At 59.7% G+C, this 16,286-nt stretch carries 10 protein-coding genes; 2 read left to right on the forward strand and 8 right to left on the reverse strand.

Annotation, left to right across the window (positions count from 1 at the left end):
• Nucleotides 1–262 precede the first annotated feature (262 nt).
• From ACN1C3_RS19555 to ACN1C3_RS19580, 6 genes are all read right to left on the reverse strand, one after another.
• Nucleotides 263–1,756 carry an efflux transporter outer membrane subunit gene (locus ACN1C3_RS19555; protein ID WP_419117407.1) on the reverse strand — a complete coding sequence of 498 codons (1,494 nt, stop codon included), beginning with the start codon at nucleotides 1,754–1,756 and terminating at the stop codon, nucleotides 263–265.
• Nucleotides 1,753–4,860, reverse strand: coding sequence for an efflux RND transporter permease subunit (locus ACN1C3_RS19560; protein ID WP_419117408.1), 3,108 nt, complete (start codon nucleotides 4,858–4,860; stop codon nucleotides 1,753–1,755). Before ACN1C3_RS19560 ends, ACN1C3_RS19555 begins: the two co-directional genes overlap by 4 nt.
• Nucleotides 4,857–7,958, reverse strand: coding sequence for an MdtB/MuxB family multidrug efflux RND transporter permease subunit (locus ACN1C3_RS19565; RefSeq protein WP_419117409.1), 3,102 nt, complete (start codon nucleotides 7,956–7,958; stop codon nucleotides 4,857–4,859). Before ACN1C3_RS19565 ends, ACN1C3_RS19560 begins: the two co-directional genes overlap by 4 nt.
• Complete coding sequence (locus ACN1C3_RS19570; RefSeq protein WP_419117410.1) at nucleotides 7,955–9,268, reverse strand: MdtA/MuxA family multidrug efflux RND transporter periplasmic adaptor subunit; 1,314 nt, start codon at nucleotides 9,266–9,268, stop codon at nucleotides 7,955–7,957. The genes ACN1C3_RS19565 and ACN1C3_RS19570 overlap by 4 nt, the downstream gene beginning before the upstream one ends.
• A gap of 176 nt (nucleotides 9,269–9,444) precedes the next feature.
• On the reverse strand, nucleotides 9,445–9,945 hold the full coding sequence (gene tpx, locus ACN1C3_RS19575) for a thiol peroxidase (protein ID WP_419117411.1): 501 nt from the start codon (nucleotides 9,943–9,945) through the stop codon (nucleotides 9,445–9,447).
• Between the two features lie 257 nt (nucleotides 9,946–10,202).
• Entirely contained in the window at nucleotides 10,203–10,568 is a 366-nt protein-coding gene (locus ACN1C3_RS19580) for a DUF6124 family protein (protein ID WP_419117412.1), read from the reverse strand.
• A 728-nt stretch (nucleotides 10,569–11,296) separates the two neighbouring features.
• On the opposite strand from ACN1C3_RS19580, the gene ACN1C3_RS19585 reads away from it, so the two are divergent.
• A complete protein-coding gene (locus ACN1C3_RS19585; protein WP_419117413.1) occupies nucleotides 11,297–12,088 on the forward strand; it encodes a hypothetical protein in 792 nt (263 codons plus the stop codon).
• A gap of 335 nt (nucleotides 12,089–12,423) precedes the next feature.
• Here the strand turns inward: ACN1C3_RS19585 and ACN1C3_RS19590 are convergent, their stop codons facing one another.
• Both ACN1C3_RS19590 and ACN1C3_RS19595 read right to left on the reverse strand, forming a co-directional pair.
• Complete coding sequence (locus ACN1C3_RS19590; protein WP_419117414.1) at nucleotides 12,424–12,918, reverse strand: DUF934 domain-containing protein; 495 nt, start codon at nucleotides 12,916–12,918, stop codon at nucleotides 12,424–12,426.
• Nucleotides 12,915–14,588 carry a nitrite/sulfite reductase gene (locus tag ACN1C3_RS19595; RefSeq protein WP_419117415.1) on the reverse strand — a complete coding sequence of 558 codons (1,674 nt, stop codon included), beginning with the start codon at nucleotides 14,586–14,588 and terminating at the stop codon, nucleotides 12,915–12,917. Before ACN1C3_RS19595 ends, ACN1C3_RS19590 begins: the two co-directional genes overlap by 4 nt.
• Before the next feature lie 269 nt (nucleotides 14,589–14,857).
• On the opposite strand from ACN1C3_RS19595, the gene ccoN reads away from it, so the two are divergent.
• A complete protein-coding gene (ccoN, locus tag ACN1C3_RS19600; protein WP_419117416.1) occupies nucleotides 14,858–16,285 on the forward strand; it encodes a cytochrome-c oxidase, cbb3-type subunit I in 1,428 nt (475 codons plus the stop codon).
• Nucleotide 16,286 lies beyond the last annotated feature (1 nt).

The raw sequence follows: 16,286 nt of genomic DNA on the forward strand, positions 1-16,286 counted from the left end.
GGGATTTCTCGTGACCAATAAGCCGAACCGCATCCATGCTCGGGGGCAAAGTGGGCGATTGTACCGATTGCGCTAAAGAACGCACTGAGAAAAATTATCAATAGGCCATTAGTCTGGCTAGACGATGATTTGATCGTTCCCACGCTCCCGCGTGGGAATGCAGCCAGTGACGCTCTGCGTCACATCGCAAGCGGACGCGGAGCGTCCCGGGAGGCGTTCCCACGCAGAGCGTGGGAACGATCTGGGAGCTAAGGCTGACGCCCTACTCCTTCTCACTCACCTGCAGCTGCCCGTCCCAGCCACCACCCAACGCGGCGATCAGTTGTACGCTGGTAACCAAACGGCTTTGCAGCAACGTCAGTACGCTGCGCTCGTTGCTCAGGGCGGTGGCCTGGACCACCACCACATCGAGGTAAGCAATCAAACCGGCTTTGTACTGGTTCTGGGTCAAGCGCAAGGATTCGCGGGCCGATTCCAGAGCCTGCTGGCGCACGACTGCTTCGTCCTCCAGCACTTTCAATTGCACCAGGAAGTTCTCCACCTCACGGAAGCCGTCGAGCACGGTCTGCCGGTATTTGGCCACCGTCTGGTCGTAGACGGCTTCAGTACGATTGACTTCCGCCGAGCGCTGGCCGCCGTCGAACAGGGTCATGGCCAGTTTCGGTCCCACCGACCAGAAGCGGTTTGGCAGGCTGACCCAGTTGGCGAAGGTACTGCTGCTGTAGCCGCCGCTCAGGCTCAGAGTCAGATCTGGATAGTAGGCGGCTTCGGCCACGCCGATATTAGCGTTTGCAGCAATCACCGAGCGCTCGGCAGAAGCAATGTCGGGACGGCGTTCAAGCAGCTGCGACGGCAGGCCCAAGGGAATCTGCGGCAATACCGGAATGTCCTGGGTCTCCGCCAGACTGAACTCTGCCGGCGGCACACCGGTCAGCACGGCGATGGCGTTTTCCAGTTGCGCCCGCTGCCAGATCAGGTCGATAAGGTCGGCTTGGGTGCTTTTGAGCTGGGTTTGCGCCTGGGCGACCGCGGCTTTGCCGGATACACCGGCGCGGTATTGGTTTTCGGTCATTGTCAGCGAGCGCTGATAGGTCTCGACCGTCGCTTCCAACAGTCGCTTCTGCTGATCCATTACCCGCAGTTGCAGGTAGCTCTGCACCAGTTGCGACTGTTGGCTCAGGCGCATCGCCGCCAGATCCGCGAAGCTGGCCTCTGCGCTGGCCTCATTGGCTTCCAGGCCTCGACGTAATTTGCCCCAGACATCCGCCTCCCAACTCACGCCCAGTTGGGTGTTGTAGGTGTCGCGAATGCCGCTGCTGGAACTGGTCAAGCTCGAACTGCTGCTGCCGGTGCCCTGGCTGGAGCGGGTTTTCCCGGCGCTCAGGTTCACACTGGGAAAGAACGAACCTCGCGCGCTGCGGACCAACGCCTGGGCCTGACGGTACTGAGCTTCGGATTGGGCGACGGTCTGGTTGGCGCTGTTGAGTTTCTCGATCAAACCATTGAGTTGCTGATCACCGTACAGTTCCCACCAGGCACCGCGTGCCAGGGAGTCGCTGGGGCTAGCCTGACGCCAGCCTTGAGCTTCTTTGTATTGAGCTGGAGCACTCAACTCAGGACGCTGGTAATCCGGACCGATAGCGCAGGCACTGAGCATCAGCCCGCTCAGGGCTAAACTGAGCAGACGCGAACCGCGGGCCATGACCAGGTGTTGGGCGGACAGCACGGGAACTTTGGGAAGCGAATGGTCAGTCATAGCGGAGTTTCCAGAGCAGCATCGGTACGTATCCCACGCCAGTGATTGAAGCGGTGGCGCAGACGGTCGAGATAGAGGTAAACCACCGGGGTGGTGTAAAGGGTCAGGACTTGACTGAAGATCAACCCGCCGATAATCGTCAGCCCCAGCGGCTGACGCATTTCCGCACCTTCGGCGGTGCTCAACAGCAACGGCATGGCCCCGAGAATCGCCGCCAGAGTGGTCATCAGAATCGGTCGCAGGCGCAGCAGGCAAGCGCTGCGGATCGACTCTAGCGGCGCCATCCCCCGCTGACGTTCAAACTGCAGCGCCAGGTCGATCATCAGAATCGCGTTTTTCTTCACCACACCGATCAACAGGAACAGCCCAAGCAACGAAATCAGGCTGAACTCACCGCCGAACGCGTAAATCGACAGTAACGCGCCGACCCCGGCTGACGGCAGCGTTGAAAGAATAGTCAGCGGGTGAATGTAGCTTTCATAAAGCACCCCCAGCACCAGGTACACCGCCACCAGCGCACCAAGAATCATCCATGGCTGGCTCTTTTGCGTCGCGGCGAAGGCGTTCGCGGTACCGGCCATCTTAGCGATCACCTCTTCCGGTAGCCCGACCTTGGCGATAGCCCGCTCGATGGCCGCAGTACCCTGTTCGACGGTGACGCCTTCGGCCATGTCGAAGGTAATGCTTTCAGAAGCGAACTGCCCTTCATGGCTGACCCGGTCGTTTTCCAGGCTGTTTTCGTAATGGGCGATACCCGACAGCGGAATGCGCACACCTGCGGCGGTAATCACCTGCACCTGATTGAGGGTAATCGGGTCCTGGGCATATTTCGGATTGACCTCCATCACCACCTGATACTGATTGAGGCTGTCATAGATGGTGGAAATCTGCCGCTGGCTGTAGGCGTTGTTCAACACCGCAGTGACCATCTCCATGTCTATGCCCAGGCGCTTGGCCTGATCGCGGTCAACCACCAGCGTCACCTGCTGGGCACCGCGCCCTTCGCGGGCATCGATGGCCGTCAGTTCGGGCAAGGCCTTGAGCGCCGTGACGACTTTCGGGTACCACTCGCGCAATGCTCCCAGATCGCCGCTTTGCAGGATGTAGGAGTATTGCGAAGTGGTCTGCTCACGACCGCCACCGAATTGCAGATCCTGGTCGGCCATGAGCATCAATTGCGCGCCGGGCACCTTGGGCACCGACTTGCGCAGGCGCTCGATGACTTTCTGTGCCGACAACTGACGTTCCTTGATCGGCTTCAGACGCACCAGCATGAAGGCGTTGTTGGTACCGTTGTTGCCGCCAATAAAGCCAGCGACGCTTTCCACAGACGGGTCAGCCAATACCGCACGCCGGAAGGTTTCCATCTTCGGTTGCATCACATTGAACGACAGACCGTCATCACCGCGCACGAAGCCAATCAACTGACCGGTGTCCTGCTGCGGCAGGAAGGTTTTCGGCACCACCACATACAGCGCGACGTTGACTCCGATGGTGATCAGCAGGCTGAGCAAGGTCAGCCGCCGATGGCGCAACACCCAGTCCAGGCTGCGGGCATACCCGCTGACCATCCACTCATTGGCCCGCTGACTCCAGCGTTGCAGCCGGTTTTCCTGGCCCGGAATGTGGGGCTTCAGCCAGCGCGCACAGAGCATCGGCGTCAGGGTCAGCGAGACCACCAGCGAGACCACGATGGACGCCGCCAGGGTGATGGAAAACTCGCGGAACAGGCTTTCGATGATGCCGCCCATAAACAGGATCGACAAGAACACCGCCACCAGCGAAACGTTCATTGACAGCAGCGTAAAACCTACCTCTTGGGCCCCTATATACGCGGCTTTCATCGGCGGCACACCTTGGTCGATGTGCCGGGAAATGTTCTCCAGCACCACGATGGCGTCGTCCACCACCAGCCCGGTGGCAAGGATCAGCGCCATCAGCGACAGGTTGTTCAGGGAAAATCCGTAGAGGTACATGACGGCAAACGTACCGACCAGCGACACCGGCACGGCCAGGGTCGGGATCAACGACGCGCGGAAGTTACCGAGGAACAGAAATACCACCAGAATGACCAGTGTTACGGCAATCAGCAGGGTCATTTCCGCTTCGTGCAAGGTGGCCTTGATCACCGGTGAGCGGTCCATGGCAAGGTTCAGCTTGACGCTGGCCGGCAACACCGCCTGCAACGCCGGCAGCTGAGCTTTGATCTCGTTGACCGTCTCGATGATGTTGGCCCCGGCCTGACGGTTGATCACCAGCAGCACCGCCGCGTCATCGTTGAAGAAGCCGCTGTTGTAACGGTCTTCGACGCCATCGCTGACCTTTGCCACATCACTCAGGCGCAACGCCGAGCCGTTCTGGTAGTGAATGATCAGCGGTTCGTAATCCTTGGCCTTCTCCAATTGGTCATTGGCCTGCACCTGCCACATGCGCTGGTCGTCTTCGACCGAGCCTTTGGGCCGGCGTACGTTGGCATTGGCGATGGTATTGCGCACATCGTCCAGCGCCACGCCGTATTGGCTGAGCAACTGCGGCTCCAGCTCGATGCGCACTGCTGGCAGCGAACTGCCGCCGATCTGCACTTCACCGACGCCCGGCACCTGAGACAGGCTTTGCGACAGAATGGTCGAGGCCAGGTCATAGAGCTGGCCCTTTTGCAGCACGTCCGAGGTCAGTGACAGGACCATGATCGGTGCCTGGGACGGGTTGACCTTTTTGTAGGTCGGCATGCTGCGCATACCACTGGGCAGCAAGTTGCGCGAGGCGTTGATAGCTGCCTGCACTTCCCGCGCTGCGCCGTTGATGTCGCGATCGAGGTCGAACTGCAGGATCACCCGGGTCGAGCCCTGGCTGGATCGACTGCTCATGGTGTTGACCCCGGCGATGGTGCCGAAGGAGCGCTCCAGCGGTGTCGCCACGGTCGACGCCATGACTTCCGGACTGGCACCCGGCAAGCTGGCCTGAACCACGATCACCGGGAAATCCATCTGCGGCAGCGGTGCCACCGGCAGCAGGCCGAAGCTCACGCCACCCAGCAACAGGATCGCCAGGCTCAGGAGCATGGTCGCCACCGGGCGTTTGATGAACGGACCGGAGAGGTTCATGGCTCAACCGGCTCCAGACGGTCCGGCGCTGGCCGCCAGCGTCGAGCGAGACGGTCGAAGTACAGGTAGATCACCGGTGTGGTGAACAGCGTCAACACCTGGCTGACCAGCAGCCCGCCGACCATCACCAGACCCAGTGGTTGACGCAGTTCAGCACCGGAGCCGGTGGCAAGCATCAACGGCACAGCACCAAACAGCGCCGCAAGCGTCGTCATCAGAATCGGCCGGAACCGCAGTAATGCTGCTTGATAGATCGCTGCTTCCGGTGCCATGCCCTGATTGCGTTCAGCATCGAGGGCGAAGTCGATCATCATGATCGCGTTCTTCTTGACGATACCAATCAGCAAAATAATGCCGATGATCGCGATCATCCCCAGGTCATTGCCGCTGAGGATCAATGCCAGCAAGGCGCCTACCGCCGCTGACGGCAAGGTCGAAAGAATGGTGATCGGGTGGATGTAGCTCTCGTAGAGCACGCCGAGCACGATGTACATGGTCACCACCGCCGCCAGAATCAACAGCAAGGTGCTCGACAGCGACGCTTCAAAAGCCTGAGCGGCGCCCTGGAACTGAGTCTGCACGCCAATCGGCATGCCGATGTCCTTCTGCACGCTATTGATCAGCTCGACCGCCTGCCCCAACGCCACGCCGGGCGCCAGGTTGAAGGACATCATCACCGCCGGGAACTGCCCGATATGGGTGATCGCCAGTTGTGCCTGACGCTCTTCGATATGCGCCAGACTGGACAACCGCACCTGGCCGCCATCGGTGGTTTTGACGTGGATCTGCTCAAGTGCCTGCGGACCGATCTTCTCGCCGGACTGCGCCTGCAGCACCACGCGGTACTGGCTGGCCTGGGTGTAGATGGTGGAGATCTGCCGCTGGCCGAAGGCGTCATACAGCGCATCCGTGATGTTCGACACCGACACGCCGATCCGCGACGCCGCATCGCGGTCGATCACCAGAAAGACCTGCAAACCCTTGTCCTGCAAGTCGCTGGCAACATCGGTCAATTCCGGATGTTTGGCCAAGGCCTCGACCAGCCGGCTGCTCCAGAGGCTGAGCATCTCGGCATCCGGCGAGGACATGCTGAACTGGTACTGCGTGCGGCTGACCCGGTCTTCGATGGTCAGATCCTGCACCGGCTGCATGAACAGGCGGATGCCCACCAGCTTGTCCAGCTCGGGCTGCAAGCGCGTAATCACCTGGGTTGCACTCAGGTCACGCTGGTTATGGGGCTTGAGGTTGATCAGCAGCCTACCGCTGTTCAGCGTGGCGTTATCGCCGTCGACGCCAATGTAGGACGACAGGCTCTGCACTGCCGGGTCTTGCAGGATAATTTTGGCCAGTTCTTGCTGGCGCTGGCTCATGGCCGCGAACGAGATCGACTGCGGTGCTTCGGAAATGCCCTGAATCACCCCGGTGTCCTGCACCGGGAAGAACCCCTTGGGCACCACCATATAGAGGAACACCGTCAGGCCCAGGGTGGCGATGGCCACCAGCAGGGTCAGTGGCTGGTGCTTGAGCACCCACTGCAACTTGCGCCCGTAGGCGGCGATCAACCAGTCAATCCAGGCACCGCTGGCCCGGTAGAAACGGCCCTGCGCCTCGATCTTGGGTTCACGCTTGAGTAAACGCGCGCACATCATCGGCGTCAGGGTCAGAGAAACGACCAAAGAAATCAGGATCGCCACCGCCAGGGTGATGGCGAACTCGCGGAACAAGCGCCCGACCACGTCGGCCATGAACAGCAGTGGAATCAGTACCGCGATCAGCGACAGGGTCAGCGAGATCAGGGTGAAGCCGATCTGCTTGGCGCCCTTGAGTGCCGCCATCATGGGGCTGTCGCCCTCCTCGATGAAGCGCGAAATGTTTTCCAGCATGACGATCGCGTCATCCACCACAAAACCGGTGGCGATGGTCAGTGCCATCAGGGTCAGGTTGTTGACCGAGAAGCCGGCCAGGTACATCACACCAAAAGTACCGATCAGCGACAGCGGCACGGCCACCGATGGAATGATGGTCGCGCTGGCACGGCGCAGAAACAGGAAGGTCACCATCACGACGAGGGCAATGGCAATCAGCAGTTCATGTTGCACGTCGGTGACCGAGGCGCGGATGGTCTGGGTGCGGTCGGTCAGCACGGTCACGTCGAGGCCAGCCGGCAGGTTATCGGTGATGCTCGGCAGCAACGCCTTGATCCGGTCGACCACTTCGATCACGTTTGCGCCCGGTTGACGCTGGATGTTCAGCAATACGGCCTGGTTTTCATTGGCCCAGGCAGCCAGACGTTCGTTTTCGGCACCGTCAACGATCTGTGCCACATCCTTCAGGCGCAGCGGCGCGCCGTTTTTATAGGCGAGGATCAGTTCGGCGTAGTCCTTGGGCGAGGTCAACTGGTCGTTGGCATCGAGCATCGACACCCGGGTCGGGCCGTCGAAGTTGCCCTTGGGCTGGTTGACGTTGGAGGCAGCGATCAGGGTGCGCACGTCCGAGAGGTTCAAGCCATTGGCCGCCAGGGCTTCGGGGTTGACCTTGATCCGCACCGCCTGACGCTGACCACCGGCGATGCTGACCATGCCGACGCCGCTGATCTGGGCGATCTTCTGTGCCATGCGGGTATCGACCAAATCATTGAGCTTGGGCAACAGCATGGTCTTGGAGGTGATGGCCAGGGTCAGCACCGGGGTGTCCGCCGGGTTGACCTTGTTGTACACCGGCGGCGCCGGCAAGTCCTTGGGCAACAGGTTGGTGGCGGCGTTGATCGCCGCCTGCACCTGCTGCTCGGCGACATCCATATTGATGTCCAGATTGAAACGCAAGGTCAGCACCGAGGCACCGCCAGAGCTGGTCGAGGCCATCTGGGTCAGGCCGGGCATTTGCCCGAACTGACGCTCCAGCGGCGCGGTGACCGCACTGGTCATCACGTCCGGGCTGGCGCCTGGATAGAGCGTCATCACGCGGATGGTCGGGTAATCGACCTGGGGCAATGCCGAAACCGGTAACAGCCGATAGGCGATCAGACCGGCCAGAATAATGGCCAGCATGCTCAGGGTAGTGGCTACCGGTCGGAGGATGAACAGCCGCGAGATGTTCATGCGCCGCCCTTTTTCGCCTTGTCGGTGGCTGCCGGTTCAACCGCGGTGTTTGCTGGTTTGCCCTGGCGCTCAGTCGGTGTGGTCGGAACCTCCAGGCGGTCGTTGACCACTTCTACCTCACTGCCCTCCTTCAGGCGGTCGGTGCCTTCCAGGACCACACGATCGCCCGGGGCCAGGCCTTCGGTAATAACCGTTACATTGCCGTCGCTGGCGCCGACTTTCAGTGGGTGGATCTTGACCTTTTTGTCGCCGTCCAGTGCATAAACGAAGGTGCCGTTGTTGCCAAACTGAATTGCCGCCGACGGCGCCAGCACCACGTCTTTCAGGGTATCGGCGAGCAAGCGCACATTGACGAACTGATTGGGGAATAGTGTTTGATCGCGATTCTCGTAGCGCGCCTTGAATTTCAGGGTGCCTGTGGTGATGTCAATCTGGTTATCCAGACTCTGCAACACACCGGTAGCCTGCAACTTCACGTCGCCACGGTCCCAGGCTTCCACCGGCAATTTGGCGCCGCTGCGATAACGCTCAAGCACTGTCGCCAGGTTGCTTTCCGGTAAGGTGAAAGCCACGCTGATCGGTTGGGTCTGGGTAATGATCACCAGTGCCGTGGTGTCATTGGCTGCCACCAGGTTGCCGACGTCCAGTTGACGCAAGCCCAGGCGCCCGGCGATGGGTGCGCGAATCTTGGTGAACTCCAGGTTGAGTTTGGCGTCATTGACCGCGGCCTGGTTGGTCTTGACCGTGCCCTGATATTGGCCCACCAGCGCGGCGGCGGTGTCCAGGGTCTGCTTGGCGATACTGTCTTCGGCGTACAGACCACGGTAGCGCTCCATATCGACCTGGGCGTTTTTCAGTTGCGCCTGATTCTGCAGCAAGGTGCCTTCGGCCTGAAGCAAGGCATTCTGGTACGGACGCGGGTCGATTTCGGCCAGCAAGTCACCGGCCTTGACCATCTGCCCTTCATCGAACGCAATCCTGACCAGCTCACCGGCCACCCGGCTGCGCACATTGATGGTGTTCAGCGCCGTGACCGTGCCCAACGCTTTGTAGTACACCGGGAAATCCCCGCGTGTTGCCGGCGCCACGCGCACCGGAACCGGTCCGGCTGCCCCACCGAAACCCGGGCGCATCATGCCGGACTTGCCGGTATGCCCGCTGGCGGCCTTCTGCCCTGCTGCGTCTTTATGAGCAACGTCAGTTGGCCAGAACTTCCAGCACAGACCCGCGATGACCAACAGGACAAGCAGGCCGAACAGCCAGCGACGGGGATTACGGGAAGCGGAGGATTGCATGGAGTGATCAACCATTGGGCGCGTGAGCATCTTCTACGGAAGACTGAAAGATAAGCACTGGCGGGGATTTAGCAAAGCGCCTTTACCGGCAATTTACCTTGGGTTTACGTAACTGGATGTTTGGGTAAAGCACTGAAGCGCAAATAAAAACGGCCTGGACAGGGCCAGGCCGTTAACAACGGTAAAACCTGTTACTTCAAAACGGCCAACGCAGCTTCGTAGTCAGGCTCTTCAGCGATTTCTTTAACCAGTTCGCTGTGCAACACAGTGTCGTTTTCGTCGAGGACAACAACGGCACGGGCAGTCAGGCCTTTGAGTGGACCGTCAGCAATGGCCACACCGTAGTTCTCGATGAACTCGGCGCCACGCAGGGTGGACAGGTTCTGGACGTTTTCCAGACCTTCGGCGCCGCAGAAACGTGCCTGGGCGAACGGCAGGTCAGCCGAGATGCACAACACAACGGTGTTGGCCACGTCGTTGGCCTGGGCATTGAACTTGCGCACGGACGTGGCGCAGGTCGGGGTGTCGATGCTTGGGAAAATGTTCAGCACTTTGCGCTTGCCGGCAAAGCTGGCCAGGGTAACGTCAGACAGATTGCCTGCCACCAGAGAGAAGGCTGGGGCCTTGGAACCGGCTTGTGGCAGTTGGCCGTTGACTTGAACCGGGTTGCCTTTAAGAGTGACTTGAGCCATGAACGGAGTCCTTTTAAGCAGGGTTTTTGTGAAAAATATTCAGCGTTTCGCGGAGCCGAAGTTAAACACGAAAGCGCCTTGCAGCCTATCCCGGAATGCTGACAGATCGCTCAGAATCCATAACCTGAATTGTCCTGCTTGCTGCGTTGAATGACAGACTGCTTTCGCGGGCAAGCCTCGCTCCCACATTAGATCTCGGTCTCCTGTGGGAGCGTGGCTTGCCCGCGATACGCCGGGGGCGCGCTCGACTGACGCGGTCAACCTGCCGGAGCGACCTGCTCCAGGGCTTGATTCACCAACAGCTGGCTCAACTCAATCATCTGCTGAATCGCCAGCGCAACGCTGCGCCGCGAGCCTTCGAGCTCAAAGGCCAAATCGCTGGCGATGGCATTGACACTGGCGAGCGTCTCGGAGGCGTTGGCCAAGAGGGTTTCGGTGTGAAGACCAGGGACGACGGCGAAGATGTTCACTGGACGGGTGTCAGCGAGCCTGGATTTGTCCAATGGCGGCGCAAAGTGGTGATCGAGGGCCCGTTCGGCGGCCTCGTGAAGCTTGGTGGGATCCAGGGAGTCGTAAGGCGAAATGTTTTCGGTTTCAGGTGGATCGGGGGTGACTTTGATCATGGTGAAGCTCCTTTCGTTGGGGAGCCGCCACCGTCTGCCGCCAAGCAGATTTGGGTGGCGGATTGCACAAGGTTGGCGGACCGGTACGAAAGGCACCCGGCACCCCCGAAGGGGTCCTTGCGCAACCCGCCATGACACAAGAATGCGGACGAAAAAAAACGCCTGCAATCGTGTTGGGGGCGCTGTTGCGCCTTTCGAATGTCGGACCGCCAAGCCCGTTCGCTGATTTTGCAGCGACCCGCGAAGGTTAGCCGCGCACCGTATTCAACGCAACCCCGAAATCCTGTGAGAAGAATCCCACCCACACGCGTGATCTGCATCAGCCCACGATAGTGTGATCAGCACAGCACAAACGTAGCAGCTGGCGAAGCCTGCGTTCGAGTACGCAGCAATCGCAATCGGGTGAACCACCTATTTTCAGGGAGAAAGCGTTAGCCGGTTTTACGACCGCTACGTCCGAATGCGGCCCAGACCGGACGCAGCCTTCGGTAGCTGCTACGAAGAGCTTGCCCGTGCAGACCGCAAGCGTCCCCTCCCTCCTGCATCGTTGTGGACACAAAAGCAGCGAACCCGCGCCCAAAAACCATCAAATGAATGCTTCCGACTGGCTAACCCGCCGTTCCCTGCTAATTTCATCTGAAGCGTCCTACAGGCTTGCTAGAGCGAAAAGCCTTATCAATCGGCCATGAAGTGCCGAGTCGTCCACTGAGCCAGGGAATCGGGGAATCATGTCGATAAAATACTACATGCCCGCCATGCTCTTGGCCGCAACATTGTGGCCTGCGCTTTGTGTCCTTGCGGACAACGCTGAGGAGGCCAACAAGAGCAACAACCCTCTGAACTTCGCGCCCGGAATGGACCTGCAGGACTACTACACCCCGAGAATCTACGACACCAGCGCCCACACCAACGACCTGCTGGTGCGCGGCACCTTGCCGATTGCACCTAATGATTTCGTCCCTGCCCCACAGTTGATACGGGCCACTGCGCCGATCAGCACGCGCCCCGATCCCCATGGGGGCTACACCACTGGCGAAGGTGATCTGAACCTGTTCGATATCTTCCTGCTCAAGACCGACGGCGTGCAGTTGGGCATCGGCCCGCAGATCACCATTCCGTTCGCCGACCAGGACGAACTCGGGACAGGCAAGTGGCAGGCAGGTCTGGTGGCCATTGCCATCGACTCCTCTCCCCGCGGCTTGCTCGGTGCACAGGTGCAGTACCAAAGCTCGTTTGCCGGCGACAGCGATCGCCAGCATGTTGAAACGGCGACCTTCCAGCCGTTCATCACTCACAACCTGTCCAAGGGTTGGTATCTACGCTCTACCGCCATCTGGACGTTCGACCTGAGAAACGACACCCATTACATCCCCCTTGGTTTTGGTGGCGGCAAGGTCTGGAAGTCCGGCGACAACGTGCTCAACGCCTTCATCGAACCGCAATGGACAGTGGAACGCAACGGCAATGGCCAGCCGCAGTTCACGCTGTTGGCCGGACTGAATGTCACCTTCGGAAAATGAGGAAATTCCTATGAATGGTTTACTTCGCGCTGCTGGATTCAGCCTGATGGCGCTTTTCGCAAGTTGTGGTGTCGGTGCTCAGACTGTGCAGAGTCATGCGGCGTCGGCTGCCTCCGACACACCGGTCGAAGCCCAGGGGATAGACAAGATTGATCGTTCCCGCGCTCCCACGTGGGAACGATCATTGCCTAGACAATCAATCTGCCTCACATCGCCTTCAGCTTCAAAAACGACTGATTCAGGTCCGCAGCCCAGCCATCGATAACATTCTGGTGTACACACTCCCCGTAGGAGCTGCCGCAGGCTGCGATCTTTTCGCTTTGCTCCTGCGCCACTCAACGCCGTCGAAACAACGGCCGTGGCTCGATCACCGAGCGGCCGTACAACACGCTCATCCCGGCCAGGCCCTTGAGCGCGTCTTCGGCGGATTTGTCTTCACGCACCGCAAAGGCATCGAAACCGCATTGGCGCATATGGCTGAGCTGGTCACGCAGCACATCGCCAATCGCGCGCAACTCACCCTTCCAGCCCAATCGGGTCCGCAGCAGATAAGCCTGGCTGTAGGCGCGACCATCGCGAAAGCTCGGGAAATCCAGGGCAATCAGCGGCAGGTTGGTGAGCCACGGGGTCAGGTTTTCCACTTCGTCGTCAGGGCCGAGCCAGACGCCTTCGCGCGGTGTCGTAGCCTTGGCACTGCGCGCAAGCCACTGGGACAGCGGCAGAATCAGCTGTCCCGTCGGCAATTCATCTGCCGCGTCACGAACCAACTGCCAGGAGTCGTCACGCATCCACTCGGCGACACCCTCTCGCAATCGCAGCAGATTGTTCATTCCGAGACCTCCAGAACCTTCGGATAGACTCGCTCCTTGAACGGCTCCAGGCCAATGCGCTGCAAGGTGTCGACAAATAGCTCTTCGCTTTCCCGGTACCGGGCGAAGGTGGCGATGATCCGCTCGATGACGTCCGGTACCTCGGCAGCGCTGAAAGACGGGCCGATCACCTTACCCAAGGCGCTGTTCTTGCCCTGGGAGCCGCCGAGGGTGATCTGGTACCACTCGCTGCCGTTTTTATCGACGCCAAGGATGCCGATGTTGCCGATGTGGTGGTGACCGCAAGCGTTCATGCAACCGGAGATGTTGAGGCTGATATCCCCCAGATCGTGCAGGTAATCCAGATCGTCGAAACGCGCTTGAATGGCCTGAGCAATGGGGATCGACTTGGCGTTGGCCAGGGCACAGAAGTCGCCGCCGGGGCAGGCGATGATATCGGTCAGCAAGCCGACATTGGCGCAGCCCAGCCCCTGCTCACAGGCCAGGCACCACAGTGCAAAAAGATCGGCCTTGGGCACATCCGGCAGCACGATGTTCTGTTCATGGGCGATGCGAATTTCGCCAAAGCCGAACTGCTCGGACCAGTCGGCGACCGCTTCCATTTGCTCTGCGGTGACGTCACCCGGTGGTGAGCTGATGCCGGGTTTGGTCGACAACACCACGCTGGCGTAGCCCGGCACTTTGTGCGGCTGCACATTGCGCGAGACCCAGCGGGCGAAGGCCGGGTTTTCGCTCAGACAGGTACCGAAATCCAGATCAGTATCCGCAAGCGTACGATAGGCCGGCGGCACAAAGGCACTGGCTACGCGCTTGTATTCGACGTCAGTCAACTGCGCCGGGCCGTCCTTGAGGTGCTGCCACTCCTCCTCCACTTCCTTGGCAAAAGCTTCAATGCCCAGAGCTTTGACCAGAATCTTGATCCGCGCCTTGTACTTGTTATCGCGTCGGCCATGACGGTTGTAGACCCGCAACACGGCCTCGACATAGGACAGCAGGTGCTGCCACGGCAACCCCTCGCGAATCTGCAAACCAAGAATTGGCGTACGCCCCAGACCACCCCCGACGATCACCCGTAACAGCATCTGGTCGTTGGCATCGCGATAAAGATACAGACCAATGTCATGCATCATGATTGCCGCGCGGTCCTGCTTGGCCGAGCAGATGGCGATCTTGAATTTACGCGGCAGGAAGAGGAATTCCGGGTTGATGGTCGACCACTGCCGCAGGATCTCCGCCAGCGGGCGCGGGTCCAGCAACTCGTCGGCGGCAACCCCGGCAAAGGCTTCGGTGGTGATGTTGCGCACGCAGTTGCCGGACGTCTGGATCGCGTGCATTTCCACCTGGGCCAGGCGTTCGAGGATGTCCGGCACCTGGGCCAGTTCAATCCAGTTGAATTGCATGTTCTGCCGGGTGGTGAAGTGGCCGTAACCACGATCGTAATCCCGGGCGATACTCGCCAAGGTGCGCATTTGTTGCGCACCGAGGGTGCCGTAGGGAATCGCGACCCGCAGCATGTAGGCGTGCTTTTGCATGTACAGACCGTTTTGCAGGCGTAGCGGCAGAAACTCTTCTTCGCTCAGTTCGCCACCCATAAAGCGTTCCACCTGATCGCGAAACTGCGCGACCCGCTCAAAGACCAGGGCACGGTCATAGTCGTCATAGTGATACATGTCGCTACCTCATCATCAGGGCTGACCGCGCTCTATCGGCTGGTTCTGGAGAAAACGACTATGGACCTGCAGCTCAGTGCGTTACAGATTCAGGTGAACACTAAAAAACCATATCAGCGCTGAGTACACCGCCACTGGCATGCGCTTTTATCTGATCCGTATTAATGAAGTTTTTCTGAGTCTGTTTTGTTTCACCCATGCTTTCTACAGTTCACGGCATGCCAGACCGGGTGGCCTGGCAAGACTTTGCAACCGTGGAAGAATTGACCATGAGCACAGCAGCAATCGGACAGGCCTATAACTACAAGGTCGTCCGCCAATTTGTCGTGGCAACAGTGGTGTGGGGCATTATCGGGATGGCAATGGGCGTATGGATCGCCTCGCAACTGGTCTGGCCACAAATGAATCTGGACCTGCCGTGGACCACCTTCGGCCGCTTGCGCCCGCTGCACACCAGCCTAGTGATTTTCGGTTTTGCCGGCAGCGCGCAATTTGCCGCCAGTTATTACGCGGTACAGCGCACCTGCCAGGTGCGGCTGTATTCCGACAAGCTCGCCGCCTTCACTTTCTGGGGCTGGCAGTCGGTGGTCACGATCATGCTGATCACCTTGCCGCTGGGCTATACCACCACCAAGGAATACGCCGAGATCGAATTCTCCGGCGCGGTGTGGATGACGGTGGTCTGGGTCGCCTACGCGATTGTGTTCTTCACCACCGTGGTGCAGCGCAAGACCAAGCACATCTACGTCGGCAACTTGTTCTTCGGCGCGTTCATTGTAGTAATCGCCATGCTGCACGTAGTCAATCACCTATCGATCCCGGTGGGCTGGTTCAAGTCTTACCCGGTCTACTCCGGCGCCACTGACGCCATGGTCCAGTGGTGGTACGGGCACAACGCCGTGGGCTTCTTCCTGACCACCGGTTTCCTCGGAATGATGTATTACTTCGTGCCGAAACAGGCCGGACGGCCAGTGTATTCCTACCGTTTGTCCATCGTGCACTTCTGGGCGCTGATCACCCTGTACATCTGGGCCGGCCCTCACCACTTGCACTACACCGCACTGCCGGACTGGGCACAGTCGCTGGGCATGGCCATGTCATTGATCCTGCTGGCTCCAAGCTGGGGCGGCATGATCAACGGCATGATGACCCTCTCCGGCGCCTGGCATAAATTGCGCACCGACCCGATCCTGCGCTTTCTGGTGCTGTCATTGGCGTTCTACGGCATGTCGACCTTTGAAGGGCCGATGATGGCGATCAAAACCGTCAATGCCCTCTCCCACTACACCGACTGGACCATCGGCCATGTGCATGCCGGCGCCCTCGGTTGGGTGGCGATGATCACCTTCGGATCGCTTTATCACATGATCCCGAAAGTCTTCGGACGCGAGCAGATGCACAGCATCCCATTGATCAACCTGCACTTCTGGCTGGCAACCATCGGCACCGTGCTCTACATCGCGTCGATGTGGGTCAACGGCATCACCCAAGGCCTGATGTGGCGCGCGATCAACGACGACGGCACCCTCACCTACTCCTTCGTCGAGACCCTGCAGGCCAGCCATCCCGGGTTTGTGGTGCGCTTTGCCGGTGGCGTGTTCTTCCTCAGCGGCATGCTGCTGATGGCCTACAACACCTGGCGCACGGTGCGGGTCGCGGACCTGAAAATGGCCCACAGTGAAGCGCAATTCGCCTGAG

Source organism: Pseudomonas sp. H11T01 (genome assembly GCF_048515765.1).
In the GTDB taxonomy this organism is placed as follows: domain Bacteria; phylum Pseudomonadota; class Gammaproteobacteria; order Pseudomonadales; family Pseudomonadaceae; genus Aquipseudomonas.

Bases quoted from the DNA above. Each gene is read 5' to 3' on its own strand.
- ACN1C3_RS19595 (WP_419117415.1), bottom strand. From the start codon at position 14,588: ATGTATCACTATGACGACTATGACCGTGCCCTGGTCTTTGAGCGGGTC.
- ACN1C3_RS19585 (WP_419117413.1), top strand. From the start codon at position 11,297: ATGTCGATAAAATACTACATGCCCGCCATGCTCTTGGCCGCAACATTG.
- ACN1C3_RS19580 (WP_419117412.1), bottom strand. From the start codon at position 10,568: ATGATCAAAGTCACCCCCGATCCACCTGAAACCGAAAACATTTCGCCT.
- ACN1C3_RS19570 (WP_419117410.1), bottom strand. From the start codon at position 9,268: ATGGTTGATCACTCCATGCAATCCTCCGCTTCCCGTAATCCCCGTCGC.
- ACN1C3_RS19560 (WP_419117408.1), bottom strand. From the start codon at position 4,860: ATGAACCTCTCCGGTCCGTTCATCAAACGCCCGGTGGCGACCATGCTC.
- ccoN (WP_419117416.1), top strand. From the start codon at position 14,858: ATGAGCACAGCAGCAATCGGACAGGCCTATAACTACAAGGTCGTCCGC.
- ACN1C3_RS19555 (WP_419117407.1), bottom strand. From the start codon at position 1,756: ATGACTGACCATTCGCTTCCCAAAGTTCCCGTGCTGTCCGCCCAACAC.
- ACN1C3_RS19590 (WP_419117414.1), bottom strand. From the start codon at position 12,918: ATGAACAATCTGCTGCGATTGCGAGAGGGTGTCGCCGAGTGGATGCGT.
- ACN1C3_RS19565 (WP_419117409.1), bottom strand. From the start codon at position 7,958: ATGAACATCTCGCGGCTGTTCATCCTCCGACCGGTAGCCACTACCCTG.
- tpx (WP_419117411.1), bottom strand. From the start codon at position 9,945: ATGGCTCAAGTCACTCTTAAAGGCAACCCGGTTCAAGTCAACGGCCAA.